We start from the raw sequence: 24,727 nt of genomic DNA on the forward strand, positions 1-24,727 counted from the left end.
TTAATGATTGCGCTGCACGACGAAGTCGAGAAGCTCTCGTAAACGGGGGGCCTCGACCGATAGTTCGGCCAATGCAGCCTCACTTTCCGTGACTTCCCGTTCGAGCGCTTGCTTCGCCCCATCGAGCCCGAGCAGTTTCGGATACGTCGCTTTATCGTTGCCTTCGTCCGAACCGACCCGCTTCCCGATGAGCGCCTCGTCTCCTTCGACGTCTAAAATATCGTCTTGGATTTGGAAGGCGACACCGAGATGTTTCCCGAAGCGAACGAGCGCCTGTCGGTCCGCCAATGGGGTGTCCGCCAAAATCGCGCCTGCTTCGAGGGCATATACGAGCAGTGCCCCCGTCTTTCGCTCATGAATCGATTGCAAGGTCGACAGCGACACGCCGGCGCGTTTTTCGGCGAGCATGTCATCGAGCTGACCACCGACCATGCCGGCGCTACCGGCCGCTTCACTGAAGCGGGCGATGAGCGCGACGCTCTTCACTGGTTCGAGCTCCGCATGGGCCAGAATCCGAAACGCGTCCGTCAATAGGGCGTCGCCTGCGAGAATCGCGGTCGCCTCATCGAACTGACGGTGATTCGTCGGACGCCCACGCCTTACGTCGTCATCATCCATCGCCGGAAGGTCGTCGTGGATGAGGGAGTACGTGTGGACCATCTCGAGAGCGACGGCCGCTTCATGACCGAGCGCCCGCGGACGTCCGTATGTATCGAGGACGGCATAAAGGAGAGCCGGACGAATCCGTTTCCCCCCTGCCTCGAGTGAGTACGTCATCGATTGGAACAAACGGTCCGGCATCGACGACGCGTCAATGAGACGGCGTGTCGCCGTCTCGACTTCCTGTTTCCACTCTTGAAGATAGGCTTGCGCGCTCATACGGTGCCACCCTTTTCACGGAGCGTCCCGTCGAGTTCGAGAATCTCGTCCATCTTCTGTTCCGCGGCCGTCAATTTGGCCTGACAGAGTGCCGACAAGCGGACACCTTCCTCATAGAGGGTCATCGCTTCTTCAAGGGCGACTTCTCCTGTCTCGAGTTGCGTCACGATTTCCTCGAGGCGGGCGAGTGCCGCTTCAAACGTCTGTTCTGCTTGTTGTTTCGCCATCATGTCTCTCCTTCACTTCCGCAACGGCTTGGCCATCCCGAAACCGGATTGTCACCAGGCCGTCATGTAGTTGTTTGACATCTTTCACGTACGTCCCATCCTGCTCAATCAACGTATATCCTCGAGCGAGCACGGCGAGAGGACTGACCGCGTTCAAGCGACCGACTTGGGCTGCAAAGCGGTCCGTCGGTCGTTCGAGTGGGCGGATGCGCTTGAGGCGACCGTCGAATTGTCGGTGTGTCTCCTCGTTGCGACGAAGCGTCTGCGCCAGCTTTCGGACATCGAGCTGTTGTCGGGACTGGGCAAGGCGATGTTTGGCATGTGTCACTTGTTTCGTGACACCTTGTTCGAGCCGAATCTCGGCTTGTTCGAACCGCTCCCGCTTTTGTGTGAGCGTGAAGCGGGGCGACTTTAAGCCGTAACTGTTCGTCGCCCGACCGAGCCGTTCCCGAATCGAGGACATCTGATTCGTGACGGACCGGGTCAACTGGGCCGTCAACCGTTCGACGTCTTTTCGTTGCGCCTCGATCGTCGCTGTCGCGAGCTCTGCCGCCGCCGTTGGTGTCGCGGCCCGCACGTCGGCGACAAAGTCAGCCAACGTGAAATCGGTCTCGTGCCCGACGGCCGAGATGACAGGAATCCTAGATTCGTGAATCGCTTCGACGACGACGTCCTCGTTGAACGCCCATAACTCTTCAATCGACCCGCCACCTCGGCCGACGATTAACACGTCGCAATCGGTGCGTTCGTTCATCCACCGAATCGCGCTCGCCACTTGCGGGGCGGATTGATCGCCTTGGACGGCGACGGGCGCGAACGTGATGGCCACGTGCGGCGCACGTCGTCTGAGTGTCGTGGCGATATCGTGGAGGGCCGCGCCTTTCGGCGAAGTGATAATCCCGATTCGCTCCGGGAAGGCCGGCAGCGGACGTTTCCGTTCCGCTGCGAACCATCCCTTCGCCTCGAGTTCACGTTTTCGTGCCTCATACCGTTCGAACAACATCCCGATGCCGTCCTGTCGCATCAGTTCGACGTACAGCTGGATGTCGCCTGTCGACTCGTACATCGTCACGCGGGCGACGACGATCACATTCATCCCGTCTTTCGGTTCGAAGTTGAGCGTCTGGGCGTCACGAGAGAACATGACCGCCTTCATCCGCGACGATTCGTCTTTGAGGGTAAAATAACAGTGCCCGGAGGCGTACCGTTTGAAGTTCGAAATCTCGCCGATGACGGCAAGTTGTTGCAGAATCGGGTCATCGTCGAGCTGTCGCTTCACGTAGCGGACGACTTCGGAAACTTGAATCGGATTAGCCACGGGAGGCGACCTCGACCGTGTTGTGCATGAGCATCGTAATCGTCATCGGGCCGACACCACCCGGAACAGGGGTGATGGCGCTCGCGACATCACGGACACCTGCAAAGTCGACGTCCCCGACGAGACGACTGTCGACGCGGTTGACACCGACATCGATGACGATCGCCCCAGGTTTGACCATGTCAGCTGTGACGAGACCGGCCCGACCGACGGCGACAATCAAAATATCGGCCTGCCGTGTCATCGCCCCGAGATCATTCGTCTTCGAATGGCAGTAGGTCACGGTCGCGGATTCGTTCAAGAACAGCATCCCGACCGGTTTCCCGACGATTTGGCTGCGACCGACGACGACGACGTGCTTGCCGACCAAGTCGGTTTGCGTCTTGACGAGGTGCAGAATCCCGTGCGGTGTACATGGCAATAGCGTCTCGAGACCGAGCATCATCTTCCCGACGTTCGTCGGATGGAACCCATCCACGTCTTTGTCCGGTGAGATGCGCATAATGACGCGATTCTCATCGATATGCTTCGGCAACGGCAACTGCACGAGAATACCGTGCAACTCGTCGTCCGCGTTCATCGAATCAATCAGTTCGAGCACTTCACGTTCTGAAATCGTGTCATCGAAGCGAATCACTTGCGAATCGATGCCGATGTCAGCCGCTGCCCGTTCTTTCCCCCGGACGTAGCTGTGGCTCGCCGGATCATCCCCGATTAAAATGACTTTCAGTTTCGGTACGATGCCGCGTGCGCGCAGCGCACTGACCCGTTCCTTTAACGTCTCCCGATATGATGCTGCGATTTGTTTCCCGTCGATCACTACTGCCATCTCTCTCATCCCCCGTTGTCTTAGGTTTCTCTGTAGTTGGTGTGGTGTCTTCTCTATTTGTTTAACAGACCGTAATGCTTGTCTTCGCTTACGCTTTGATGATGTTACCGAGCACGCCGTTGACGAGCTTGGCCGCTTCTTCATCGGCGAACGATTTGGCGAGTTCGACCGCCTCGTTGATCGTCACTTTGTCCGGAATCGTCTCGACGTAGAGCAACTCGTACGTCGCCATGCGAAGAATCGTCCGCTCGACATTTCCGAGACGATCGAGTCTCCAGTTTTTCAAGTTTTCGATGAGCAATTCGTCAATCTCATCTTTCTTTTCTAACGTCTCAACGACGAGTTGTTCGTAGAATGGATCCGACTCCATGCCATCGAGGGCAAATTCGATGGCCTCGTCTACCTCAAGTTTTGATACTTCGATTTGAAAAAGCGTTTGAATCGCTTTTTCCCGTGCTTCATGACGTTTCATTCAGATACTCTCCTTTTGCATGCTTTCATTGTGATAGTTTAGCATAAAGCCTCCATAAATTCAGTACAAAAAACCAGGAAGCCCAAATAATGTTCGGGCTTCCTGGTCAAGGTCATTTCGTGAGCGTCATTTCTTTTTCGACAAATTTCGTGTCGAACGCCCCTGTTCGAAAACGTTCATGGGCCATGACTTGTTGATGGAACGGGATCGTCGTGTGGATGCCCGATACGGTGAACTCGTCGAGGGCGCGAAGCATCTTCGCGATCGCCTCTTCCCGCGTCGGGGCATGGACGATCAGCTTCGCCACCATCGAATCATAGAACGGCGGGATGACGGCACCGGCATAGAGACCGCTGTCGACCCGGACGCCCATGCCGCCAGGAACGATATACTGATCGATTTTCCCGGCCATCGGACGGAAATCTGCAAACGGATCTTCCGCATTGATGCGACATTCGATCGAGTGACCACTAAATTTGATGTCTGCCTGGCTGATGGCAAGCGGATGGCCAAGCGCGACTTCGAGTTGTGCTTGGACGAGGTCGAAGCCGGTGATCATTTCGGTGACCGGGTGTTCGACTTGGATTCGCGTGTTCATCTCCATGAAGTAAAACTCGTTCACTTCCGGTACGTAAATGAACTCGATTGTACCCGCACCCGAATACTGAATCGCTTTGGCCGCTTTCACGGCTGCGTCGCCCATCGCTTGACGGGTCGTCTCATCGATTGCCGGAGACGGCGCTTCCTCGACCAACTTCTGCATCCGGCGCTGAATCGTACAGTCCCGCTCCCCGAGGTGGATGACGTTGCCGTATTGATCGGCGAGCACTTGCACCTCGACGTGGCGGAACGACTCAATGTATTTCTCCAAATAGACGTCGCCGTTGCCGAACGCCTGCTTCGCTTCTTTACGTGTGTCGGTGAGCCCTTTCACGAGCTCAGACTCGTCGAAGGCGACACGGATTCCACGTCCTCCGCCTCCGGCCGTCGCCTTGATGATGACCGGATATCCAATCTCGCGGGCGAGTTCGATCGCTTCCTCGTCGGTGACGACACCACTCGACCCCGGGACGACCGGAACGCCCGATTCGATCATCGTTCGTTTCGCCTCGTCCTTGATGCCCATCTTCCGAATCGCATAGCTACTCGGTCCGACGAACTGAATGCCGCACGCCTCGCTCATTTCGGCGAACTCGGCGTTCTCGGCTAAGAATCCATAACCTGGATGAATCATCGTCGCATCGACCGCGCAAGCGACCGACAAGATGTTAGGGATATTCAAATATGAGTCTTTCGACGGGTTCGGTCCGATGCAGTATGCCTCATCGGCAAGACGGACGTGCAACGCCTCGCGGTCCGCTTCCGAGAAGACAGCGACCGTCGGGATATTCAACTCTTTCGCGGCCCGGATGATGCGGACCGCAATCTCTCCACGGTTAGCAATGAGTAGTTTCATACATACCTCACTTCACGCTGAAGAGCGCTTGGCCGTATTCGACTAAATCGCCATCTGCGACGAGGATCTCGACGATTTCCCCGCTGATTTCCGTCTCGACATCATTGAACAATTTCATCGCTTCTAAAATACAGACGACCTGTCCGGCTTCGACGCGGTCGCCGACTTGAACGTAAGCGTCTTTGTCCGGTGCCGGACGCGAATAGAACGTCCCGACCATCGGTGACGTGATCGTGCGCAAGTTGCTCGGCGCAGGTGTTGGTGCCGCCTCTTGTTCTGTCTCGACGACTGGCGCAGGTGCTGCGACCGGGGCCGCGTGCACGATCGGTGTATGAGTAGCGGCGAATTGCGGGGCCGCTTCTTTTTTCAATGATAGTTTAAACTCCGGCGTCTCGAGTTCCATCTCGTGAACGGACGTCTGATCGAGTAATGTGATCAGCTCTTTAATGTGTTCGATTTGCATGAAATAACCCCCTGTTTATACCTGGTACTAATCTCTACTCTACTATAACTGGTCAGACCAGTGAATGCAACGACAAAAAAAGGGCCCATTCCGAAGAATGGACACCCTTGGTTTACCCGTTATAGCGGCCCGTGAACTCGCCTGTGCGCGTGTCGACCGTTACTTTTTCGCCTGGCTCGATGAAGAGCGGCACTTGAATGATGTGGCCTGTTTCGACAGTCGCGTTTTTCTTCACGTTCGATGCCGTGTCGCCTTTGACGCCTGGATCGGCTTCGACAATCGTCAAGACGACCGTCGTCGGAAGCTCGATTCCGAGAATCTCACCGTCGTAGTCAGCGATACTTACTTCCATGTTCTCGAGCATGTACGGGAGCGCCGCTTTCACTTGCTCGCCCGTCAATTCGAGCTGTTCATACGACTCTGTGTCCATGAACACGTACGTATCGCCCATCGGATAGAGGTACTGCATGCGTTTCCGTTCGATGTGCGCACGTTCGATGCGCTCGCCACCACGGAACGTCGTCTCTTGAATCGCGCCTGTGCGCAAGTTACGCATTTTCGTGCGGACGAAGGCCGCGCCTTTACCTGGCTTGACGTGTTGGAATTCGATGACTTGCCAAATCGAACCGTCAGACGTCTTGACCGTTAAGCCTGTTTTTAAATCGTTTACTGATACCATGTTGATTTCCTCCTAAAATGAGCTGAGACTCAAGCCTCAATCGTAATTAACTCTTTTGGCGACTGCGTGAGACGGATGTTGCCCGTCTCCGTGACGACCACGTCATCCTCGATGCGGCAACCGCCGATCCCGGCGATATAGATACCCGGTTCGATCGTGACGACCATCCCCGGCTCGAGCACCGTCTCCGAACGGAATGACAAGCCTGGTGCCTCATGCACTTCCATACCGAGACCGTGGCCTGTCGAATGTCCGAAGTACTCACCGTAGCCCGCGTCTTTAATCACGTCACGCGTCAATGCGTCCGCCTCGATTCCCGTGATGCCAGCTTTCGTGCCCTCGACACCTGCGAGTTGAGCCCGGAGCACCGTATCGTAAATCGTGCGCAACTCGTCCGAGATGTCCCCGATAGCGAGCGTACGTGTGATATCCGAGCAGTATCCTTGATAGTAGGCACCGAAATCGAGCGTCACGAGTTCTCCCGCCTCGATGACCTTGTCGCTGGCCACACCGTGCGGCAATGCCGAACGATGCCCTGACGCAACGATCATATCGAACGAAGATGAGTCCGCACCTTGGGCCCGCATGAACATTTCCAGTTCATTCGCGACTTCTTTTTCGGTCCGCCCTGGACGGATGAACGTCTGGATGTGCGCAAACGCCGCGTCCGCAATCGCCGCGGCTTCCTTCATTATCTTAATCTCTGACTCATCCTTAATCAAGCGTAGCTTTTCGACGATACCTGACGTCTCGACGAGCTCGGCTGCGACTTCTTTTTCATACGTCCGGAACTGGCCGACCGTCATGTCATCTTGTTCGATGCCGAGGCGCTTCACCGCTTGCTCTGTCACGACTTCCGCCACCGACTTGATGAGCGACGTCTTATGCTCGATGATGTCGAAGCCTTTTACTTGGCTAGCGGCTTGTTCCGTGTAGCGGAAATCCGTGATGAAGCTCGCCGACTGCGCCGTGATTACGAGGACACCGCTCGACCCGGTGAAACCAGATAAGTAGCGGATGTTTTCCCGTTTCGTCACGAGCAATCCGTCGATGCCGTTCGCTTCTAGCTGACCTTGCAGTTTGTTGACCCGTTCAATCATGTCGATTCCTCCAATGTACGAGCAATGCCTGCAACGCGAGCGTATAGCTCGTCAAGCCGAAACCGCTGATGACACCGAGACAAACGGCGGCAAGTTTCGACTCATGACGAAACGACTCCCGTGCATGCACGTTCGAGATATGTACTTCGACGACCGGGGCTTTGATGGCGGCGATGGCATCACGGAGCGCAATCGACGTATGCGTGTACGCCCCCGCATTAAAGATGACCCCCGCATAATCGTACGCTTCATGGAGCGCGTCGATCAGTTCGCCTTCATGGTTGGATTGGACGAACGTCAACTGAACATCCTCCGGGGCGGCGAGCAATAGCTCCGCCGTCAATCCCTTCAACGAGACGTCCCCGTATACGTCCGGTTCCCGCTTCCCGAGCAGATTCAAATTCGGTCCATTTAAGACGAGTATATGCACAAGTCTCCCCCCCTGTTCGTCAAGTCGCCTCTATTGTAACAAATTTAACGGTTCGTGCGACAATCGACGTTCGTGAGGTTTCGTTTTTTACGTGAATCACGGTATAATTCAACTATATAACTGTAGGAATCGAGGAAATGACATGAAAACTAAACCAATGATTCCCGTCGGTGGCCAGGCGCTCGTGGAAGGCGTCATGTTTCAAGGACGCGCCGAGAGCGCTTCGGCGATTCGACGGAAAGACGGGTCTATCGAGACGTTCCAGCAGCCCCGCATTCTCGTCCCGTGGGTCCAATCGTTAAAAAAAATCCCATTCCTGCGTGGTGTGGTCGCGCTATACGAATCACTCAAAAATGGTTCGGCCCATATGACGTTCGCAAGCGATCGTTATGACGTCGACCCGAGTGAGGACGAGGCAACGAAACCAGAAGAGAAAAAACAGAACATCTTGATGGTCGTCATAATCGCCATCGTCGGCGTCATCTCATACGTGTTCGGGAAGCTGATTTTCAACGTCACCCCGGCCCTTCTCGCCGCCATGTTCCAAAGCGTGCCCGCATTGTCCGGTCATGTGATTCAAAACCTCCTCGAAGGGGGAATAAAATTAGTATTGTTGCTCAGTTACCTTTATTTGATTTCCTTGACGCCACTCATCCGGCGCGTGTTCCAATATCACGGGGCCGAGCACAAGGTGATCACCTGTTATGAGTCCGGACGACCGATTACCGTCGATAACGTTCGGGCAAGCTCACGTCTCCACTATCGCTGTGGATCGAGTTTCATCCTATTCACCGTTTTCGTCGGCATCGGCGTTTACATGATCGTCCCGATCGACCCCCTCTGGGTCCGACTCGTCAGCCGCATCGCTTTGTTGCCAGTGGTCATCGGCATCTCATTCGAGGTGCTCCAATTCACAAACCGCTTCCGTGAACATCGCTTCTTGTCCGTTCTCGGCAAGCCTGGGTTGTCTTTACAATTGTTGACGACGCGCGAACCGAATGACGAACAAATCCGTGTCGCCATCGAGGCGTTCGAGACATGGGAACGTTCAGAACTAGGTCAACCGGCCGTGCAAAGAGAGGGATAAAGAGGAGGAAAGCACCATGATCAGACAAAGAATCGGCTCGACCGCAGCCACGATCGTGTTCATCTTAGGCTTCATCGGTGTCGGACATATGCTCGCGACCGACCCTGGTCGATTGTTCAGACAGTTGCTCTTCATCGGGATTTTCGGGTTGATTTTCTATGTGATTTATCGAGTGTTCATGGCGCCGAAAATTTCGGCTGAGGATATGCGTTACCGGAAGACCGCTCAAGCCTCGAAAAAACGAATGCAACGCCCAGGTGCGAATCCGAAAGTCAAGCCGTCCACTGCGGCCAAGAAGAAAGTGAAACCCAGTTCGAACGTGACGAAACTGTCGAAGCGTCCGACCCGCTCGGCGCATCGCAGTGACGCCCCTCACTTGACCGTCATCGAAGGCAAGAAAGGCAAGAAGAAAAAGAAAGCCAATATGTGAAAACGAACCAGGCCATATCCGGCCTGGTTCGTTTTTCATTCTGTCTCGACGAAGCCGATGTACGGCAGATTGCGGTACTGTTCGGCATAATCGATGCCATACCCGATGACGAATTCATCTGGAATCTCGAAACCGACATAGTCCGCATCCAACGTGACGAGCCGGCGGGCCGGTTTATCGAGAAGTGTACAAATCTTCAATTCTCCCGGTTGATGTAACGTCATGTGCTGGCATAAGAATTTGAGCGTCTGTCCCGTATCGATGATGTCCTCGATGATGACGACGTACTTTCCTTCGACATCGAGATCTAAATCTTTACGGAGTTGGACGTTCCCACTCGAGACCGATTTCTTCCCGTATGACGACGTCGCGACCGTGTCGAGTTGGACACTGCCCGTCATCTCGCGCATCAAGTCGGCTGCGAAGACGAGCGACCCTTTTAAGACGGCCACGAGGACGATCGGTGTCCCTGCCGCATCGCGTTCGATTTGTTGGGCGAGTTCCGCCACACGTTGTTTAATCTGCGCTTCGTCAAACAGTTTCCCTTTGATTTGAATATCCATAATGTCGGCGATTGTTCGCCGTCACCCCCTAATCTTTCTTACCAGCACCCATTCTATCATAAAAACGGCTTAAAAATAGACTTTACTTGAAAAATATGAAGTCATCGTTCGGTTTTAGGTTAGATTTACGTAAAAAACGACCGTTTCCGATTCGATTCATCGGTCGCGGTCGTTTACATTCACTCGTCTTCAGAGCGGTTCACCTCTTGAAACGCACGAAACTGTGCCATCAGTTCCGGTTTGTCTTCGAAAAATTCGACGAATTGGGTCATACAGTCGAGCGTATTTGAGCTTAAGTGGTGCTCAATCCCTTCGACATCCTCATAGACGTGAGCTTCGTCGACGCCAATCAAGCGTAGAAATGACTCGAGCATCGCATGCCGTTCGACAAGCCGTTTCCCGATTTTCTGGCCTTTGTTCGTCAGCATGAGACCTCTATATTTCTCATAAATCAAATAGTCTTCCCGGTCGAGCTTTTGCACCATTTTCGTGACAGAGGAGGGATGCACCCCTAAATGTTCGGCGATATCGGATACGCGAGCGTATCCTTTCTCCACCATCAGCAAATAAATTCGTTCTAAGTAATCTTCCATACTCGGTGTCGGCATGGGCATAGCCTCCCCTTATGTTCCGTTCTGCAATCTCTATTTTAACGCAACCATTTAGAAACCGAAAGCAGAACGGGGAAATCCATCAGTCAATCATTGTCTCATGACCTTAAATTCTTTATAATGGATGTTGGTGAAACTTAATAGAGAAAGGGAGAACATCAATGGGAATCGAAACTATCCTCGTCATCATCCTATGGGCTGCGCTCATCGCATACATCGTCTGGCGTTTCTTGCCGGCTCGCGGTTTGAAGAAAATGAAGCAAGAAGAGTTCCGTGCATCGCTCCGTAAAGGTCAATTGATCGACGTCCGTGAACCGAACGAGTACAAGGGAGGCCACATCGTCGGCGCCCGTAACATCCCGGTCGGACAAATGAAACTGCGCATGAAAGAACTTCGCAAAGATCAACCGATCCTCATGTATTGCCAAGGCAAGTCACGTACGAACCAAGCGGCCAAGCTGCTCATGAAAAATGGTTATACGGACATCTACATGCTCGACGGCGGCTTCAAAAACTGGAAAGGGAAAGTCAAAAAAGACTGACCCGCTCACTACGTCCACTCCTTCTAGCGGAGATGGACGTTTTTTTGCGCCAAAAAACCCGCTCGCTTATAGCGAACGGGTTCGGTTTCAATTGATGGACGACGGTTGGCGTCGTTCGTATTTGAGCACCGGCTTGCGAGCAGCGAGCGTCTCGTCGAGTCGTTTGACGACCGTGGTATGCGGGGCCGTCTGAACGATTTCCGGATTCTCTTCTGCCTCTTTGACGATTTGGAGCATCGCGTCGCAGAATGCGTCGAGCGTCTCTTTCGATTCCGTCTCCGTCGGTTCGACCATGATGCACTCCTCGACGTTGAGCGGGAAGTAAATCGTCGGCGGATGGTAGCCGAAATCGAGCAATCGTTTGGCGATATCGAGCGTACGCACGCCGAGCGCTTTTTGACGTTTTCCAGACAAGACGAACTCATGCTTGCAGAACGTATCGTACGGCACATCGAACGCATCTTTCAAGCGGGCGAACATATAGTTGGCGTTCAATACCGCTTCGCGTGAGACACGCGTCAACCCTTCCGCACCCATCGTTTTGATGTAGCTGTAGGCGCGGACGTTAATCCCGAAGTTGCCATAGAACGGTTTGATGCGGCCAATCGATTGCGGACGATCATAATCGAGCGTGAAGCCCGTTTCGGCACGGCGCGCAATCGGCGTCGGCAAATACGGAATCAAGTCGCGCTTCACTCCGACCGGTCCAGATCCTGGACCGCCACCACCGTGCGGGCCCGTGAACGTCTTATGCAAGTTCAAGTGGACGACGTCGAAGCCCATATCCCCAGGACGGGCGATCCCTAAAATCGCATTCGAGTTGGCTCCGTCGTAATAAAGTTTGCCGCCGGCCTCGTGGACGACTTTGGCAATCTCCAAAATGTCGGCCTCGAACAAACCGAGTGTATTCGGGTTCGTCAGCATGAGCGCTGCCGTATCGGCCCCGACTTTTGACTTCAAGTCTTCCAAATCGACTAGCCCACGCTCATCTGATTTGACGGTCACCGTCTCGAAACCGGCGACGACGGCCGAGGCCGGGTTCGTTCCGTGTGCCGAATCCGGCACGAGTACTTTTGTCCGCTCCATATCACCGTTGTGATGGTGGAACGCCTTAATGAGCATGAGACCGGTCCATTCTCCATGGGCCCCGGCTGCCGGTTGAAGCGTCACTTCGTCCATGCCGGTGATTTCGGCAAGTTGTTCTTGCAGGTCGACCATGAGCTCGAGCGCCCCTTGAATCGACTCGACCGGCTGCAACGGATGGATATGGGCGAAGCCAGGGAGGCGGGCCATATCTTCATTCACTTTCGGGTTATATTTCATCGTGCACGAGCCGAGCGGATAGAAGCCGGAATCGACACCGTGGTTGCGTGTCGACAGCGACGTATAATGGCGGACGACATCAAGTTCCGATACTTCCGGAAGCTCGGCCGCTTCTTGACGGATCATCGAAGCCGGTAAGAGCGTGTCCAAATCGACTTCCGGCACGGTCGGTGTCGGCAAGTTATAGCCCGTTCGTCCTGCACGTGACACTTCGAAAATTAATGTTTGTTCGTGTTGCATCACTTCATCCCCCCAACCACTTCAACAAATTGATCGATTTCTTCTTTCGTCCGAAGCTCCGTCGCACAGAGCAACATTTGCGTCTGCCGTTCTGTCTCATACGAGCCGAGTGGCAAGCCGCCGATGATGCCGGCCTCGAGCAGATGACGCGACACATCTTCCGCGTCGACTCCGAAGTCGACGACGAACTCATTGAACATCGGCCCTTCATCGATTACCGTGTATCCAGCAGTCTTGAGTGCTTCTTTCATGTAATGGGCCGTTTGAATGTTACGGACGGCCATGTCACGAATCCCGTACTTCCCGAGGGCAGACATCGTGATTGATGCCGCGAGCGCATTGAGCGCCTGGTTCGAGCAGATGTTTGACGTCGCTTTGTCACGACGGATGTGTTGTTCACGGGCCTGAAGCGTCAAGACGAAACCGCGCTTCCCATCCTCATCGACCGTTTGACCGACGAGGCGGCCTGGAAGTTTGCGCATGAGTGCTTGTTTGACGGCGAAGTATCCACATGAAGGACCGCCGAAGCTTTGCGGGATTCCGAACGGTTGGGCGTCACCGACTGTGATGTCGGCACCGAGCGCACCCGGTGATTCCAGAATACCGAGCGCGAGCGGATTGCTCGACACGACGAACAAGGCGCCGGCGTCGTGCGCTGCTTTCGCGAGGGCTGACAAGTCCTCGACACGACCGAAGAAGTTCGGATATTGGACGACGAGACACGAGGCGTCCGTCAAATCGATGTCAGATATATCGGTCACTCCCGCACTCACGTCCGTATATTCGACCGTGAGCCCTGGCCCACCGGCGTATGTTCGGATGACATCCTTCGCTTCCGGATGGACCGCTCCTGATACGACGACACGTTTTTTCTTCGTATGGGCACTCGCCAGATACGTTGCTTCAGCGAGGGCAGTGATTCCGTCATACATTGACGAGTTGGCCACGTCCATCCCCGTCAATTCGCAAATCATCGTTTGGAACTCGAACATCGCTTGGAGTTCACCTTGCGAGATTTCAGGTTGATATGGCGTATAAGCAGTATAGAACTCGGAACGGAGAAGCATATGGTTCATGACGCTCGGAGAGAGGTGATCGTACATCCCGGCCCCGAGGAAACTCGGAGTCGATTTCGTGTGCACGTTTTTCTCAGCCAGCTTCGTCATATGACGAACGAGGTCAACTTCCGGAAGCGGCGCACCGATGGCCGCTAAAGAAGCCGTCTCCCGGAGCGATGCTGGAATATCCTCGAGTAGGTTTTCAATCGACTCTACGCCAATCGTCTGCAACATGTCACGCTCATCTTGCTCTGTCATCGGTAAATAACGAAACTCCATTCTATTCATGCTGAATCCCCCTGTTTCATTTACGTTTATAAAACGGTGTCGGTACACGTTCGGCTTCTATTTTTTTACCCCGAACTTCAACGATAAAGTGTGTCGCCTCCGCGAAACGGCGATCGACGCGCGCCCAGGCAATTGATTCGTTCACCGTCGGCGGCATCGTACCAGTCGTGACAACACCAATCGTCTCTCCGTCAACTTCGACCGTCGCGCCTTGACGAGCGATACCACGCCCGAGCAGACGCAAGCCGATCAATCGGCGCGGGATGTCTTCTTTTTGCTCCACGAGGGCGTCCTTACCGATGAACTCAGTATCGAGTTTGACGGCAAAGTTCAAGTTCGCCTCGAACGGAGTGACCGTCTCATCGAGCTCGTGCCCATAGAGCGGGAGGCACGCTTCAAATCGGAGCGTGTCACGCGAGCCGAGCCCGCATGGCGTGACGCCTTCAGCTTCTAACGCTGACCAAATTGCGGCTACGTCTTCGGCGCGGGCATACAATTCAAACCCGTCCTCCCCCGTATAGCCACTGCGTGAAACGATGGTCGACACGCCGGCCACGTCGCCGGTCATGAACCGGAAAAACTTGATGTCGGCCAGCGGCAAATCCGTCAAACGGCCGAGCACTTGTTCAGCCATCGGTCCTTGGATGGCGATTTGACCATAGGCGTTCGACTCATCCGTCACTGTGACGTCCCCTGTGACATATTCACGGACGTGCGCCACATCTTTTTCGATATTCGAGGCGTTGACGACGAGCCAAAATGCATCTTCATCAAGTCGATAGACGAGCAGGTCGTCGACGACACCGCCATTCGGTAAACAGAACAGATTATACTGCGCCTGACCGATCTGTAATTTTGACACATCGTTCGTGACAAGACGTTGCACGTTCTCGAGCGCATCCGGTCCTTCGATGCGAATCTCCCCCATGTGTGACACATCGAACATCCCGACGTTGTTGCGAACCGCTTGATGCTCTTCTTTAATCGATGAGAACATGATCGGCATCTCAAACCCCGCAAAATCCACCATCTTCGCCTTTACGGAAATCAAATCATATAAAGGCGTACGTTTTAACGATACTTTCTCCATATTATCCCCCAATCCCGAACGTAAATAATGTATTTCGTGAAATATTTCGTTTTCTATTCCACTTTATCAATTTTTTGCGGCTCTGCCTAGCCAAAATGGGCAAAAATAAAGAGGATGGAAAACGAAAACGTTTTCATCCTCATTATTTCATATTTTAGTCTCAGTGGAAACGTCTGGGCGTTCGATTCCAGCGGTCCGTTTAATTTCTTTCGTCAAGCCGACGGTCGCTTGTTTCAGCTCCATCGTCTCGTCCTTCACTTTCACCGAATAGGCTTTCATCTGTTTCACCGATGCATTGACCGTATCCACGTGTTGTTTAATCTCATTGACGAGCCCTTGGATGACGTCGGCACGGATTTGGAACCGTTCCGTCAAGCGCTTCACGCGACGAAGGTCTGCCTTCATTTTATTACGGTACAATAAGAAGCCATACAAGCCGAGCCCGACAAGTGCGAGTACGATAATCCCAAGATTAATCCAAATCATCCTTCTACCTCCTTCAACTGATTCAATGTATGCGCGATGGCCTCTGTGCAGAGCGAAGCGTCAAGCACGTGATTTGCGCGCGCATAGAGCGGTCGACGACGTTCGTACAATGCATGAACGGCCGCTTTTCCGTTACGAACGAGTGGACGGTCCGAGTCTTTAATCCGTTCCCAACAAGCTTCAAACGGCAAGTCGAGCGTGATGATGACACCTTGCTCTCGCATCCATTCCATATTCGCTTCCCGTTCAACAATCCCTCCGCCCGTCACGATATAGTCAGCGCGCGCATTTTGTAACAGTCGACTCTCTTGGAGCCGAAACGCTGCTTCGCCGTAACGATCGAAATATGCCGGGATGTCCATACCGGTATGTGTTTCAAACAACTCGTCCAAATCGATGACGTGATTCGATTTTGCAAGATATTGTTTTAAGCTTGATTTACCTGTACCCATAAATCCAATGATGTAAAACGGTTTAGTCATCGAAATAAATCACCTCTTTATGTCGTTCACCGGTCTGAAGGCGTACGTCGACCTCAATCGTCCCAGTGCCGAGCGGACGGCATTGGATCGTGCCGGTCGGTCTCGTCAACGCGACCGCGGTCGACCCGCACGTCCGCTCCGCCACCATCACGTGAGCCTCGAAGCGAATCGCCAAGGCATCGAGCGCCAATTGTTCAGTGCTTCGTTCGATATCAGTATACCAAAACATCGCCCCGCCGAGTAACCACGTCAATACGATTAACGTCGACATCACAAAGTATCCGCGCGCATGCACATCACGTTCTTCTCGCGCGGCCCGGTCGCATCGTTCCATTGAATTCGAAAACCTTCCCCTACCGGTTCGACCCGGTACGCCTCGATTCCTCTTAAAAATAGCAAATTCCCTCCCCCGTCTCCGACCATGACCAAGTTCCGGTCGATTTGTTTGAGCGTCCACGTCCATGTCGTCCCGTCCGGGCGCACGTGCGTACCGACGAGACGGCCCGACACGACGTCACAATCGCGGCTCTCGAACAGTTTCCGCACCATCAGTTGCGGCGTCGTCTGAACTTTCGCCCGAGGTTGTTCATAAAATGCTTGTCCGAGGACGAGGAAGTGGACCATCAGCCCGATGAAGAGCGGGATGATCAACATCGTGAGACTCACTTCGAGCAAGGTGAAGCCCGAATCAAAGCGTCGGCAGGCAAAGGTCGCCGTCACAGATTGTTTGGCGTCCGCTCGGGTTCGCGGCATCGCGCAGCACCTCCCCTTGGAGCCGTTCATACTTACGGACGGTCGTCTCGAGGCGCTCGACCCGTTCCGTCGCCGCCTCGATGAATGGGGCAACGACACCGACCCAAGCCAGTAAGAGCGCCAGACTGAGGCAAATCTCCCAAAACGTGACTCCTTGCTCATTTCCCTTCAACGCGCAACACCTCCGGCTCGTACGTCCCCATCCTGAATTTCAACGTCACCATCGTCGTTCCTGAATAGAACTTCCACTGTCCCGCATACGTCGCTGCCGTGCGTGAAAAGACGATTTCACTATTGGTCGGCAAACTCAGATCGACCCCTTCCGGCACCACGCGGGACACGATTGGTGTCGTCCCGCAAGCGATTTGGTAGCGCCGTTCTTTGAGATACCAACGTAAACGCGGCACACACGAGCCGTCGGCGGCGACGTAGGGCGCTTGTCCCACTTCGGCGATGTCACTCACGAGCGCCTCCGTGAAATCGAATAATGCCAACCGGTCCATCGACCGGACGACCGGGGTCGCCATGAGGAGCAGGAGTGCCAAAATGACGAGGACGGCCGCCGTCTCGATTAACGTATAGCCGTCTCGCCTCACTGTTTCGTCAACGTACCGGTCGTCGGCGCATACGTGTACACGAACGACTGACAACTGTATTCGAGCGGACTCTCAGTCGTGGCACGGTCGATCGCCACTAACGTCTCAGGGTACGCTTTATGTTCCGCGTAATACAAATTGATTTCGGACTCGACGATGCGCACACTGCCCTCGCAACTGACGCTGTCCGCTCGTGACTTCCCGTCTGACATCGACGGGACGAGGAGCAAGAGCAACACCGAGATAATTAGCAAGACGGCGGCCATTTCGACGAGCGTGAATCCTTGTTCTGATTTGAAGCGTGTCATAATCAGATTCCTCCTTGTCATAGTTGAGACATGATTAGTTTGACCGGCAAATAAATCGTATAAAAGATCATCGTGACCATCACCGTTAAAAATCCGTATAACATCGGTTCGGCCTTGGCGATCAGCTGCTTCCAATACAGCTCCATCTCTTCGAACACGAGATCCCGATGAATCATCATGATTGATCCGAGCTCCCCGCTCACCGTCCCGACGCCGAACAGACTGACGACTTCATGCTCGAGCAAACGCTCTTGCCGCGCCGCCGCCTCGAGTTCGCACCCGGCCGACATGCGCTCATGCATCCGTCTCGCGATGCTCGCCACCTCACCGTCTCCTCGTGACAGCCGCTCGATGATGTGACGGACCGAACCCTGTCCTTCACTCAACAAGGCTAACTCACTGACGAACAAGTACGTCACGTACAGGCGTCTACCTCTCTCGACGACACGTAGCGGCACGAGTCGGCCGCGTCGGCCGTTCCAATAGAGGCCGGCCCCAGTCACGAGCAATCCGACGAACAGACCTGGGAAAAACCATCGCGACAGAAGAATCGCGTTCAGCCCATCGAGCGTATCGACCTCTACCATCGTCAACAGCTTTGGGAAGATATACAGGGCGTAAATCGCACCGAGCCCGAGCAGCATCGTCAAAATCACGAGCGGGTACCGTGCCAACTGGCTGAGTTCTTGCCGTAGATTGCGGCGCATCGTCGATAAGACGAGCACTTGCTCAAGCCCTTCCAAAAAATGATGACCCCGTTCGGCTGTGACGAGCATCTCTCGCATCCTCGGGTCGGTGACGAGTCCCTCGAACACGTTGGCGAGCGAGCGTCCTTGCTCAAGTTGATTCCGCATCTCACGGATGACTAGTTTCATTTTTCCACGTTCATGCAGTTCGAGCGTCTCGAACGTCTTCTTCAACCCGACTCCACGTGACTGGAGTCTGAGGAAGCGGCGAATGATGGCCAACTCCCTGCTCAATTGGTCTCGGACCACGTACAGCTCACCTCGTCTTCCCGGTGCAGGATGCACCAATGCCGTGCGACTTCCATCTTCCCCGTGAGCTGTTCGAGTCGCCGTTCGCCATCTGTCACACTCGCCGTATGGAACGTCGCAATCGTCATATGACCGCTGAGTGCCGCATCATGCGCCACCCTCAACTCCTCACTCGTCCTGATTTCTCCGATGACAATCACATCCGGATCGGCCCGGAGCGTCTCTTTCAGCAACGTGCGATGGTCGAGTCCCGCTTTCGGATTGACTTCGAGTTGAATCACGCCCGGCACTTGCTTCTCCGGAGGGTTCTCAATCGTGACGATGCGTCGACCGGCCAAACTTTGTAAGAACGCATATAGGACGGTCGTCTTCCCCGCCCCGGTCGCGCCCCCGATTAAGAGCAGACCTTGCCGCAACGTCGACCATTCGTTGAACCGATGGACGTCCTTGTCATCTAACAACTCCGCTAAATGGAACGAGGCGTTCGGAAGCCGCCACGACATGAGCGTTCGGTCGAACGATGGTAGGAAAGTGACCCGGATTGCCTCAACTGACCCGGCGTACATACCGGACTGGGGCACGCGATGATCTGTTTCCGTCAACGAGCACCAATACTTCATATGCAAGGTCAATCGTTCATAGTCTGTATGTGTCATCATCTCCAATCGTTGCAAGTGTGCCCCATGCCGTACTTGAATCATCACCTCGTCCCCTAACGGCATGAAATGGACATCACTTGCCTGCAACGTACGTGCCGCATCAATCACTCGCTCAATTATTCGCATCATCTCCGCCACCTCAACATGAGCATAAAAAAAAGCCCACTCGTTGGAAAGTGGACTTGCGTCATGAAACGTTTGCAGTTGTCGATTCGAAACGGCGGGCATACGCCTCGATTGTCGCCTTGTCATAACCGACAATGACTTCGTTGCCATCCGTCAAAATCGGGCGTTTCAATAGTTTCGGATTTTCGCTCATCAACTTGAGCAACTCGCTCAGCTTTAAATCTTCGACGTCAATGTCTAATTGCTTGAACGCCTGACTTCTCGTTGCGAGAAGCGAGTCGACTCCGTTTTCGCTCAGTGCCAATAGCGTCTTCAATTCGTCCACGGTCGGGGCGTTGCGGAAGATATGGCGCTCGCTTACCTCAAGGTGCTGCTCCTGTAAAAACGCTTTCGTCTTACGGCATGAAGTACAGCTCGGGTACGTGTAGAACATCAATTCATTTGCCATTTCAATACCTCCTCATAATGTGTGGAACGATTCGTTCGATGTGTGTAAGTTGATTATACAACCTTATACCCGTTTTGTACATAGTTTGTACAAGTTTTTTTATTTTTTTGTACAACCTTGTCCAACGTTTTTATTTCACATATTTTTCACGATTATTTTGCTCAATTCACACGTTTTCATAGCATTTTTCTGAATGTGTTGGTAAAATAGTGAATGAGAATGGAATAATGCACGTATGGGGGGATTAACATGGCGAGAATGTTCCGTGTCCTAGGCTTTTGGACTGGGTTGATCGCGGCGCTTGCTTTCGTAGGCGCACTCGGTGGAGATCAAAGCAGTAGCGAACATAGTGGTGACTTCGTCGTAATGGGTCTTGTCTTTTTAGCTCAAACTATTTTCTTCGTCGCACTAGGCTACTTGAAACTCACTGAAAAAACGTATGTATACGTGTTCGGCGCTTATTTGACTGTCTTCTTCGTCGTCTTCACGTATTGGAGTAACTTCCAAATGTAAAAAAAGATTGTCTCCTCGTGAGACAATCTTTTTTTAGTTATCTGTCGAAAAACGGATTCGTCCGAATCTCGGCCTCGAGCGTCGTCTTCGGCCCGTGACCTGAATAGAGCACCGTTTCACCCGGTAATAACTGACGCATGCGATCGATCGATCCAAGCAACGTCGCTTGGTCACCACCGTACAAATCGGTCCGTCCGACCGACTGTTTGAAAATCAAATCCCCACAGAAGGCGATGCGTTCGGTCGGGAAGTGAAGCGTGACGCTGCCCGGCGAATGACCCGGCGTGTGATGCAACTCGATGGAGAACGCACCGATTTCGAGCGTCTTGCCTTGATAGATCCGTTCGGCCGGTCGCATCGCCGCACTTGGCAGATGAAACTTCGCCGCCCCGTTCTTCTCGTCGTCCATCAGCCACGTCCGTTCCGCTTCATGGACGTAGACCGGGACGTTGTAACGGTCACGCAAGGCATCGATTCCCCCGATATGGTCAAAGTGGGCATGTGTCAACAGAATGGCGTTCAAGCCACCGAATCGTTCCACTGCCTCGAAGAATTTCGGGTCATCCGTGCCCGGGTCGACGATGAGGACCGTGCCTTCTTTTTCGAGCACGTATCCGTTCTCTTGGGCCAGGCCCGATGTGATTCTTACTATGTTCATCCAGAACACCTCCCCCATCATTCTAATCGATATTGTGGCAAAATTGTAGCGGAGGCTTTCTTTTCTCGACAGCGTCTACATTATCGGATAAAATAATAATGATATTTCAGTGAAATTTTTATGAATTTCATGACGTATAATAAAGGGGGAACTCGTCATGCATTTGTATGAACCATTTGGATGGATCTCGCTCATCGTTGCACTCGTTGCAATCTGGGGAATGGCCCGTTCGTTTAAGAAGCGCCAATTCTTTCCACTTGCTTTCGCCGCGGTCACTGTACTCGTATTCGGATTTTTCGGCGTCGCGACATTGATTTACGGTGGAATCCCAAGCTAATGAGCACGAAGACGACTCTGGTCGTCTTTTTTTGTATAACAAATAGCGCCGTCCCGGCTAAGCGGGACGGCGCTATTTGTTATTGTTCGGTCTGCTCTTTGAAGCGGAGCAAATCTGAGTAAATCAAATCATCGTTCATTTGGAGAATCTTCTCTGCTTCTGCGCTATCCGGTCCACAGAGCGAGACGTCCTCAACGACTTCACCGCTCGAAGCGTCATAGCATGTCGATTGCGTCCAGACGTATTCGTCGGTGATGACGGTGCCATCCCGGAAGATGGCGCGGCTCGTCCGGTCTTCCGATAACAAGTCACTTCCGAAACCTACCGTGTCCGACGTGTCGATCCCGAGCAAGTGCAAGATCGTCGGCTTCATGTCGACATGACTGCCGATCGTCTCGTGCACTTCACCTTTGTCTTGTCCCGGTAGATGAACCGCGAACGGGACGGACTGGAGCTTGGCGACGTCGTATGGCGTCAACTCGTCTTTGCCGAGCAAGTCGGCCATGGCGTCGTTATGGTTCGTCGAGATTCCGTAATGGTCACCGTAGACGACGAAAATCGTGTCGTCCCACATGCCGTTCGCCTTCAACTCGTCGATGAACAAGCCGAGCGCATAATCTTGATACGCGAGCGCTTGTGGGAAGTTGTTGAGAGTCGTCGAACTCGTCTCGAATTTCGGCACGAGTTCGTAGTCCTCGCTCGGCATCGTGTACGGGAAGTGGTTCGTGAGCGTGATGAACTTCGCATAGAACGGTTCCGGCAGCTCTTCGAGCATCGGAATCGACTGTTCGAAGAAGCTGTCATCGAGCAGTCCCCACTCCGTCATGTCCTCGGGGTTGCCGAGGTCATAGCTCTTCTCATCGAAGAACTGGTCGACGCCGATGTTTTTATACATCAAGTCCCGGTTCCAGAACGATTTGTTGTTCGCATGGAACACGGCCGAGTAGTAATTGTCTTCCTTAATCAATTCAGGGAGTGCCTGATACTCATTATCGGCGTTCGTGAAGTAGACGGCACCACGCGGAAGTCCGTATAGCGAGTTGTCGAGTGCGAACTCGGCATCCGACGTCTTCCCTTGGCCGACCGTATGGTAATAGTTCGGCCAGTAGTGGGACTCTTCGATCAGTTTGTTCAAGTTCGGCGTGATGTACTCGCCGTTCGACGCTTTCATGTTGTGCGTGAAGTTTTGGGCCGACTCGAACGAGACGACGACCACGTTCTTGCCTTTATACTTCCCGAAGTAGTCCGGGTTCGGTGCTGCATAGTGTTGACGGGTGTACTTCTCGATTTTGGCGAGTTCTGACCCGTCAGCCATCGCCTTCTGGGCCGACGTTTTCGTTTGAAGCATCGCATCGTAGACGTGGAAGTTGAACGTCCCGATATTCTTGACCAACAGTTCCCGGTCGAACGAACGAGTCAACAGTTCCGGACGCTCTGTTTCAGCGAGCGACAAGTTGAACAAGAACACGACGACGGCCGTCGCGAATGTCACGAGCGCTCTCCGATGAGAGGCAGCCGTCGCTGTCGCGTTGATGCGCCATAGGATGAACGGCAAGACGAGCACGTCCCCGAGGATAATCAAATCTTTCCATTCCAACAGTGACGTGAACGATGTCGACAACGTCTCCATGTTCGACGGTTGCAAGATGACCGGCATCGTCAAGTAGTCGGTAAACTCGCGGTAATAAACGGCATCCGCAAACAAGATGAACGATGCTGCGGCATACAGCATGTACAAGACCCATTTCTGCTTATTTCCTTTAAAGAAGAAACTGAACGCGAATAGGAATAGAGTGGAGCTGATCGGGTTGATCAGCAGAATGAATGCCTGAGCGGTGTTTTCAATCGGGATATTGAAGAAAAATTGGTAAACTACGTACGTCTTCGTCCAAAGTAATAGCGAGAAAATCCAAAATAACCGATATTCATGAAACGAAGCGCGGACCGTATCATTCAGTCGCATAGTAAGCTTCGAGAAGCTCTGAGATGACTTCATCTGACGGCCTCCTCCTCTGTTCAACGGGCGACGAGATCAACTGATTCGCGTCCCCCTATTTTTTTATAAGTCCAATTGGCTTGTTATCCATTTCACGTACGATAACAGTCCGGTATCAAGTCCAAATCTTACCCCTTTTTTAACAAAAAATCAACTCCGTCATTACAAATTTTACATTATCCCATACCCGTTCCAAATAAAAAACACGCCTGCGTCAAATCGCAGGCGTACATGGACAAACGTTATACACGAGTCGGGATAAAGTGTTTACGAGCGAGCCACGCACAACCGATGACACCCGCATCGTTCTCGAGTTCCGCGATTTTGAACGCCGTCGACGCATAGACGCGCTCGAGGGCGAACCGTTTGAACTGCTCGTCGAGCGGCTCGAGGAGTGCTTCGCGTGCTTTCGAGACGCCTCCGCCGATGACAATCATTTTCGGGTTCAACGTGTTGGCGATATTCGAAATCGTCAATCCAAGATATTCGGTCATCTCGTTCACGACTTCTGTCGCGACGACATCATTCGCTTTATACGCTTCGAACACGTCGCGTGCCGTCACTTCGTTCAGTTCGTTCAACGATGTCGTCCGACCTTTACGTTTTTGGAGCGCCAGACGGGCGACCCCGGTGGCCGAAGCAATCGTCTCGATACAACCTTTACGGCCGCAGCCACACATGACGGCTTTCGACTCGTCACGTTCAACCGTGATGTGGCCAATTTCCCCAGCCATACCTGCAGCCCCGTGGACGATATTGCCGTTCGTGATGACACCGCCGCCGACGCCTGTGCCGAGCGTGATGGCGAGCAGTTCTGATGCGCCTTCGCCTGCCCCTTTCCACATTTCACCGAGTGCGGCAGCGTTGGCGTCATTCTCTAAGACGGCCGGCAAACCGACCGCTTTCTCGAACTCGCTGACGAGCGCAAAGTTTTTCCAACCGATGTTTGGTGAATATTCGACCACACCTTCTGAAAAGTTGATAAAGCCTGGTGCCCCGATGCCCGCTCCTGCGAAATCTTGCTTCGCTTTGCCCGACGTTTCTAAATAGGCTTCGAATGAAGAGGCAATATCAGTCGGAATATGTACCCCGTTCTCACGAATATCCGTTGTAATCTCCCACTTGTCAGAAATAATCCCGTTCATATCGAGGACGGCCATCTTCACCGTCGTTCCACCAATGTCGATTCCTAATAACCACTTCATGTGTTCCACTCCTCGTCTCGATTAAATCGCTTTCATCCCATAGTTTACACTATTAAACCCCTAGTGCAAACCTTTGCACT

The 24,727-nt window shown here is 53.4% G+C and carries 33 protein-coding genes; 5 read left to right on the plus strand and 28 right to left on the minus strand.

Going from position 1 to position 24,727, the window contains the following annotated elements; all coding sequences use genetic code 11:
- From KNP71_RS03820 to aroQ, 10 genes are all read right to left on the minus strand, one after another.
- Entirely contained in the window at window positions 1-879 is an 879-nt protein-coding gene (locus KNP71_RS03820) for a polyprenyl synthetase family protein (protein ID WP_021067699.1), read from the minus strand.
- Window positions 876-1,106 carry an exodeoxyribonuclease VII small subunit gene (gene xseB, locus KNP71_RS03825; RefSeq protein WP_029595272.1) on the minus strand — a complete coding sequence of 77 codons (231 nt, stop codon included), beginning with the start codon at window positions 1,104-1,106 and terminating at the stop codon, window positions 876-878. Before xseB ends, KNP71_RS03820 begins: the two co-directional genes overlap by 4 nt.
- Window positions 1,075-2,424: an exodeoxyribonuclease VII large subunit gene (xseA, locus tag KNP71_RS03830; RefSeq protein WP_029595271.1), complete on the minus strand. Its 1,350-nt coding sequence runs from the start codon at window positions 2,422-2,424 to the stop codon at window positions 1,075-1,077. The genes xseB and xseA overlap by 32 nt, the downstream gene beginning before the upstream one ends.
- On the minus strand, window positions 2,417-3,253 hold the full coding sequence (gene folD, locus KNP71_RS03835) for a bifunctional methylenetetrahydrofolate dehydrogenase/methenyltetrahydrofolate cyclohydrolase FolD (protein WP_021067702.1): 837 nt from the start codon (window positions 3,251-3,253) through the stop codon (window positions 2,417-2,419). The genes xseA and folD overlap by 8 nt, the downstream gene beginning before the upstream one ends.
- Window positions 3,254-3,341: 88 nt before the next feature.
- Window positions 3,342-3,725 (minus strand): transcription antitermination factor NusB, encoded by a 384-nt coding sequence (gene nusB / locus KNP71_RS03840; RefSeq protein ID WP_021067703.1) that lies wholly within the window; start codon window positions 3,723-3,725, stop codon window positions 3,342-3,344.
- 112 nt (window positions 3,726-3,837) lie between these two features.
- Window positions 3,838-5,181, minus strand: coding sequence for an acetyl-CoA carboxylase biotin carboxylase subunit (gene accC / locus KNP71_RS03845; protein WP_021067704.1), 1,344 nt, complete (start codon window positions 5,179-5,181; stop codon window positions 3,838-3,840).
- A 7-nt stretch (window positions 5,182-5,188) separates the two neighbouring features.
- On the minus strand, window positions 5,189-5,644 hold the full coding sequence (gene accB / locus KNP71_RS03850) for an acetyl-CoA carboxylase biotin carboxyl carrier protein (protein WP_021067705.1): 456 nt from the start codon (window positions 5,642-5,644) through the stop codon (window positions 5,189-5,191).
- Between the two features lie 112 nt (window positions 5,645-5,756).
- Window positions 5,757-6,323, minus strand: a complete 567-nt coding sequence (gene efp / locus KNP71_RS03855) for an elongation factor P (protein WP_021067706.1) — start codon at window positions 6,321-6,323, stop codon at window positions 5,757-5,759.
- Between the two features lie 29 nt (window positions 6,324-6,352).
- Window positions 6,353-7,420: a M24 family metallopeptidase gene (locus tag KNP71_RS03860; protein WP_031200299.1), complete on the minus strand. Its 1,068-nt coding sequence runs from the start codon at window positions 7,418-7,420 to the stop codon at window positions 6,353-6,355.
- The gene (gene aroQ, locus KNP71_RS03865) at window positions 7,416-7,853 is read right to left on the minus strand and encodes a type II 3-dehydroquinate dehydratase (protein WP_021067708.1); all 438 of its coding nucleotides are present in this window, start codon (window positions 7,851-7,853) and stop codon (window positions 7,416-7,418) included. The genes KNP71_RS03860 and aroQ overlap by 5 nt, the downstream gene beginning before the upstream one ends.
- 142 nt (window positions 7,854-7,995) lie before the next feature.
- Between aroQ and KNP71_RS03870 the strand changes: the two genes are divergently transcribed.
- Both KNP71_RS03870 and KNP71_RS03875 read left to right on the plus strand, forming a co-directional pair.
- Complete coding sequence (locus KNP71_RS03870) at window positions 7,996-8,940, plus strand: DUF1385 domain-containing protein (protein ID WP_214830038.1); 945 nt, start codon at window positions 7,996-7,998, stop codon at window positions 8,938-8,940.
- Window positions 8,941-8,956: 16 nt separating this feature from the next.
- A complete protein-coding gene (locus KNP71_RS03875; protein WP_021067710.1) occupies window positions 8,957-9,370 on the plus strand; it encodes an SA1362 family protein in 414 nt (137 codons plus the stop codon).
- A gap of 35 nt (window positions 9,371-9,405) precedes the next feature.
- Here KNP71_RS03875 and hpt read toward each other — a convergent pair whose 3' ends face one another.
- Together hpt and mntR are read right to left on the minus strand one after the other, a co-directional pair.
- Window positions 9,406-9,933 (minus strand): hypoxanthine phosphoribosyltransferase, encoded by a 528-nt coding sequence (hpt, locus tag KNP71_RS03880; protein WP_029595267.1) that lies wholly within the window; start codon window positions 9,931-9,933, stop codon window positions 9,406-9,408.
- A gap of 179 nt (window positions 9,934-10,112) precedes the next feature.
- Window positions 10,113-10,541 carry a transcriptional regulator MntR gene (gene mntR / locus KNP71_RS03885; RefSeq protein ID WP_021067712.1) on the minus strand — a complete coding sequence of 143 codons (429 nt, stop codon included), beginning with the start codon at window positions 10,539-10,541 and terminating at the stop codon, window positions 10,113-10,115.
- 170 nt (window positions 10,542-10,711) lie between these two features.
- Between mntR and KNP71_RS03890 the strand changes: the two genes are divergently transcribed.
- On the plus strand, window positions 10,712-11,086 hold the full coding sequence (locus KNP71_RS03890) for a rhodanese-like domain-containing protein (RefSeq protein ID WP_081637957.1): 375 nt from the start codon (window positions 10,712-10,714) through the stop codon (window positions 11,084-11,086).
- An 87-nt stretch (window positions 11,087-11,173) separates the two neighbouring features.
- Here KNP71_RS03890 and gcvPB read toward each other — a convergent pair whose 3' ends face one another.
- The 13 genes from gcvPB to KNP71_RS03955 form a co-directional block, all read right to left on the minus strand.
- Entirely contained in the window at window positions 11,174-12,649 is a 1,476-nt protein-coding gene (gene gcvPB, locus KNP71_RS03895; protein ID WP_021067714.1) for an aminomethyl-transferring glycine dehydrogenase subunit GcvPB, read from the minus strand.
- The gene (gcvPA, locus tag KNP71_RS03900; RefSeq protein WP_029595265.1) at window positions 12,649-13,986 is read right to left on the minus strand and encodes an aminomethyl-transferring glycine dehydrogenase subunit GcvPA; all 1,338 of its coding nucleotides are present in this window, start codon (window positions 13,984-13,986) and stop codon (window positions 12,649-12,651) included. The genes gcvPB and gcvPA overlap by 1 nt, the downstream gene beginning before the upstream one ends.
- 25 nt (window positions 13,987-14,011) lie before the next feature.
- Window positions 14,012-15,085: a glycine cleavage system aminomethyltransferase GcvT gene (gene gcvT, locus KNP71_RS03905; RefSeq protein WP_214830040.1), complete on the minus strand. Its 1,074-nt coding sequence runs from the start codon at window positions 15,083-15,085 to the stop codon at window positions 14,012-14,014.
- 147 nt (window positions 15,086-15,232) lie between these two features.
- Complete coding sequence (locus KNP71_RS03910; protein ID WP_021067717.1) at window positions 15,233-15,571, minus strand: hypothetical protein; 339 nt, start codon at window positions 15,569-15,571, stop codon at window positions 15,233-15,235.
- Entirely contained in the window at window positions 15,568-16,053 is a 486-nt protein-coding gene (locus KNP71_RS03915) for a shikimate kinase (RefSeq protein ID WP_236355692.1), read from the minus strand. The genes KNP71_RS03910 and KNP71_RS03915 overlap by 4 nt, the downstream gene beginning before the upstream one ends.
- Window positions 16,046-16,324, minus strand: a complete 279-nt coding sequence (locus KNP71_RS03920) for a hypothetical protein (RefSeq protein WP_021067719.1) — start codon at window positions 16,322-16,324, stop codon at window positions 16,046-16,048. The genes KNP71_RS03915 and KNP71_RS03920 overlap by 8 nt, the downstream gene beginning before the upstream one ends.
- A complete protein-coding gene (locus KNP71_RS03925) occupies window positions 16,324-16,806 on the minus strand; it encodes a prepilin-type N-terminal cleavage/methylation domain-containing protein (RefSeq protein ID WP_165569415.1) in 483 nt (160 codons plus the stop codon). The genes KNP71_RS03920 and KNP71_RS03925 overlap by 1 nt, the downstream gene beginning before the upstream one ends.
- The gene (locus KNP71_RS03930) at window positions 16,742-16,978 is read right to left on the minus strand and encodes a hypothetical protein (RefSeq protein ID WP_131471258.1); all 237 of its coding nucleotides are present in this window, start codon (window positions 16,976-16,978) and stop codon (window positions 16,742-16,744) included. Before KNP71_RS03930 ends, KNP71_RS03925 begins: the two co-directional genes overlap by 65 nt.
- Window positions 16,965-17,402: a prepilin-type N-terminal cleavage/methylation domain-containing protein gene (locus KNP71_RS03935; RefSeq protein ID WP_131471259.1), complete on the minus strand. Its 438-nt coding sequence runs from the start codon at window positions 17,400-17,402 to the stop codon at window positions 16,965-16,967. Before KNP71_RS03935 ends, KNP71_RS03930 begins: the two co-directional genes overlap by 14 nt.
- Window positions 17,399-17,710 carry a prepilin-type N-terminal cleavage/methylation domain-containing protein gene (locus tag KNP71_RS03940; RefSeq protein ID WP_131471260.1) on the minus strand — a complete coding sequence of 104 codons (312 nt, stop codon included), beginning with the start codon at window positions 17,708-17,710 and terminating at the stop codon, window positions 17,399-17,401. The genes KNP71_RS03935 and KNP71_RS03940 overlap by 4 nt, the downstream gene beginning before the upstream one ends.
- Before the next feature lie 17 nt (window positions 17,711-17,727).
- Window positions 17,728-18,705, minus strand: a complete 978-nt coding sequence (locus KNP71_RS03945) for a type II secretion system F family protein (RefSeq protein ID WP_131471261.1) — start codon at window positions 18,703-18,705, stop codon at window positions 17,728-17,730.
- Window positions 18,687-19,490, minus strand: coding sequence for an ATPase, T2SS/T4P/T4SS family (locus KNP71_RS03950; protein WP_242678916.1), 804 nt, complete (start codon window positions 19,488-19,490; stop codon window positions 18,687-18,689). The genes KNP71_RS03945 and KNP71_RS03950 overlap by 19 nt, the downstream gene beginning before the upstream one ends.
- Before the next feature lie 61 nt (window positions 19,491-19,551).
- On the minus strand, window positions 19,552-19,938 hold the full coding sequence (locus KNP71_RS03955; RefSeq protein WP_021067726.1) for a Spx/MgsR family RNA polymerase-binding regulatory protein: 387 nt from the start codon (window positions 19,936-19,938) through the stop codon (window positions 19,552-19,554).
- A gap of 249 nt (window positions 19,939-20,187) precedes the next feature.
- On the opposite strand from KNP71_RS03955, the gene KNP71_RS03960 reads away from it, so the two are divergent.
- Complete coding sequence (locus KNP71_RS03960) at window positions 20,188-20,451, plus strand: DUF2626 domain-containing protein (RefSeq protein WP_021067727.1); 264 nt, start codon at window positions 20,188-20,190, stop codon at window positions 20,449-20,451.
- Between the two features lie 37 nt (window positions 20,452-20,488).
- Here the strand turns inward: KNP71_RS03960 and KNP71_RS03965 are convergent, their stop codons facing one another.
- Window positions 20,489-21,109, minus strand: coding sequence for an MBL fold metallo-hydrolase (locus tag KNP71_RS03965; RefSeq protein WP_131471263.1), 621 nt, complete (start codon window positions 21,107-21,109; stop codon window positions 20,489-20,491).
- Between the two features lie 157 nt (window positions 21,110-21,266).
- Between KNP71_RS03965 and KNP71_RS03970 the strand changes: the two genes are divergently transcribed.
- The gene (locus KNP71_RS03970; RefSeq protein ID WP_021067729.1) at window positions 21,267-21,446 is read left to right on the plus strand and encodes a DUF2759 domain-containing protein; all 180 of its coding nucleotides are present in this window, start codon (window positions 21,267-21,269) and stop codon (window positions 21,444-21,446) included.
- A 79-nt stretch (window positions 21,447-21,525) separates the two neighbouring features.
- Here KNP71_RS03970 and KNP71_RS03975 read toward each other — a convergent pair whose 3' ends face one another.
- Both KNP71_RS03975 and KNP71_RS03980 read right to left on the minus strand, forming a co-directional pair.
- Window positions 21,526-23,442, minus strand: coding sequence for an LTA synthase family protein (locus tag KNP71_RS03975; RefSeq protein ID WP_214830042.1), 1,917 nt, complete (start codon window positions 23,440-23,442; stop codon window positions 21,526-21,528).
- A gap of 242 nt (window positions 23,443-23,684) precedes the next feature.
- A complete protein-coding gene (locus tag KNP71_RS03980) occupies window positions 23,685-24,647 on the minus strand; it encodes an ROK family glucokinase (protein WP_131471265.1) in 963 nt (320 codons plus the stop codon).
- Between the last annotated feature and the right edge of the window lie 80 nt (window positions 24,648-24,727).

This window comes from Exiguobacterium sp. s56 (genome assembly GCF_018618255.1).
Taxonomy (GTDB): Bacteria; Bacillota; Bacilli; order Exiguobacteriales; family Exiguobacteriaceae; genus Exiguobacterium; species Exiguobacterium chiriqhucha.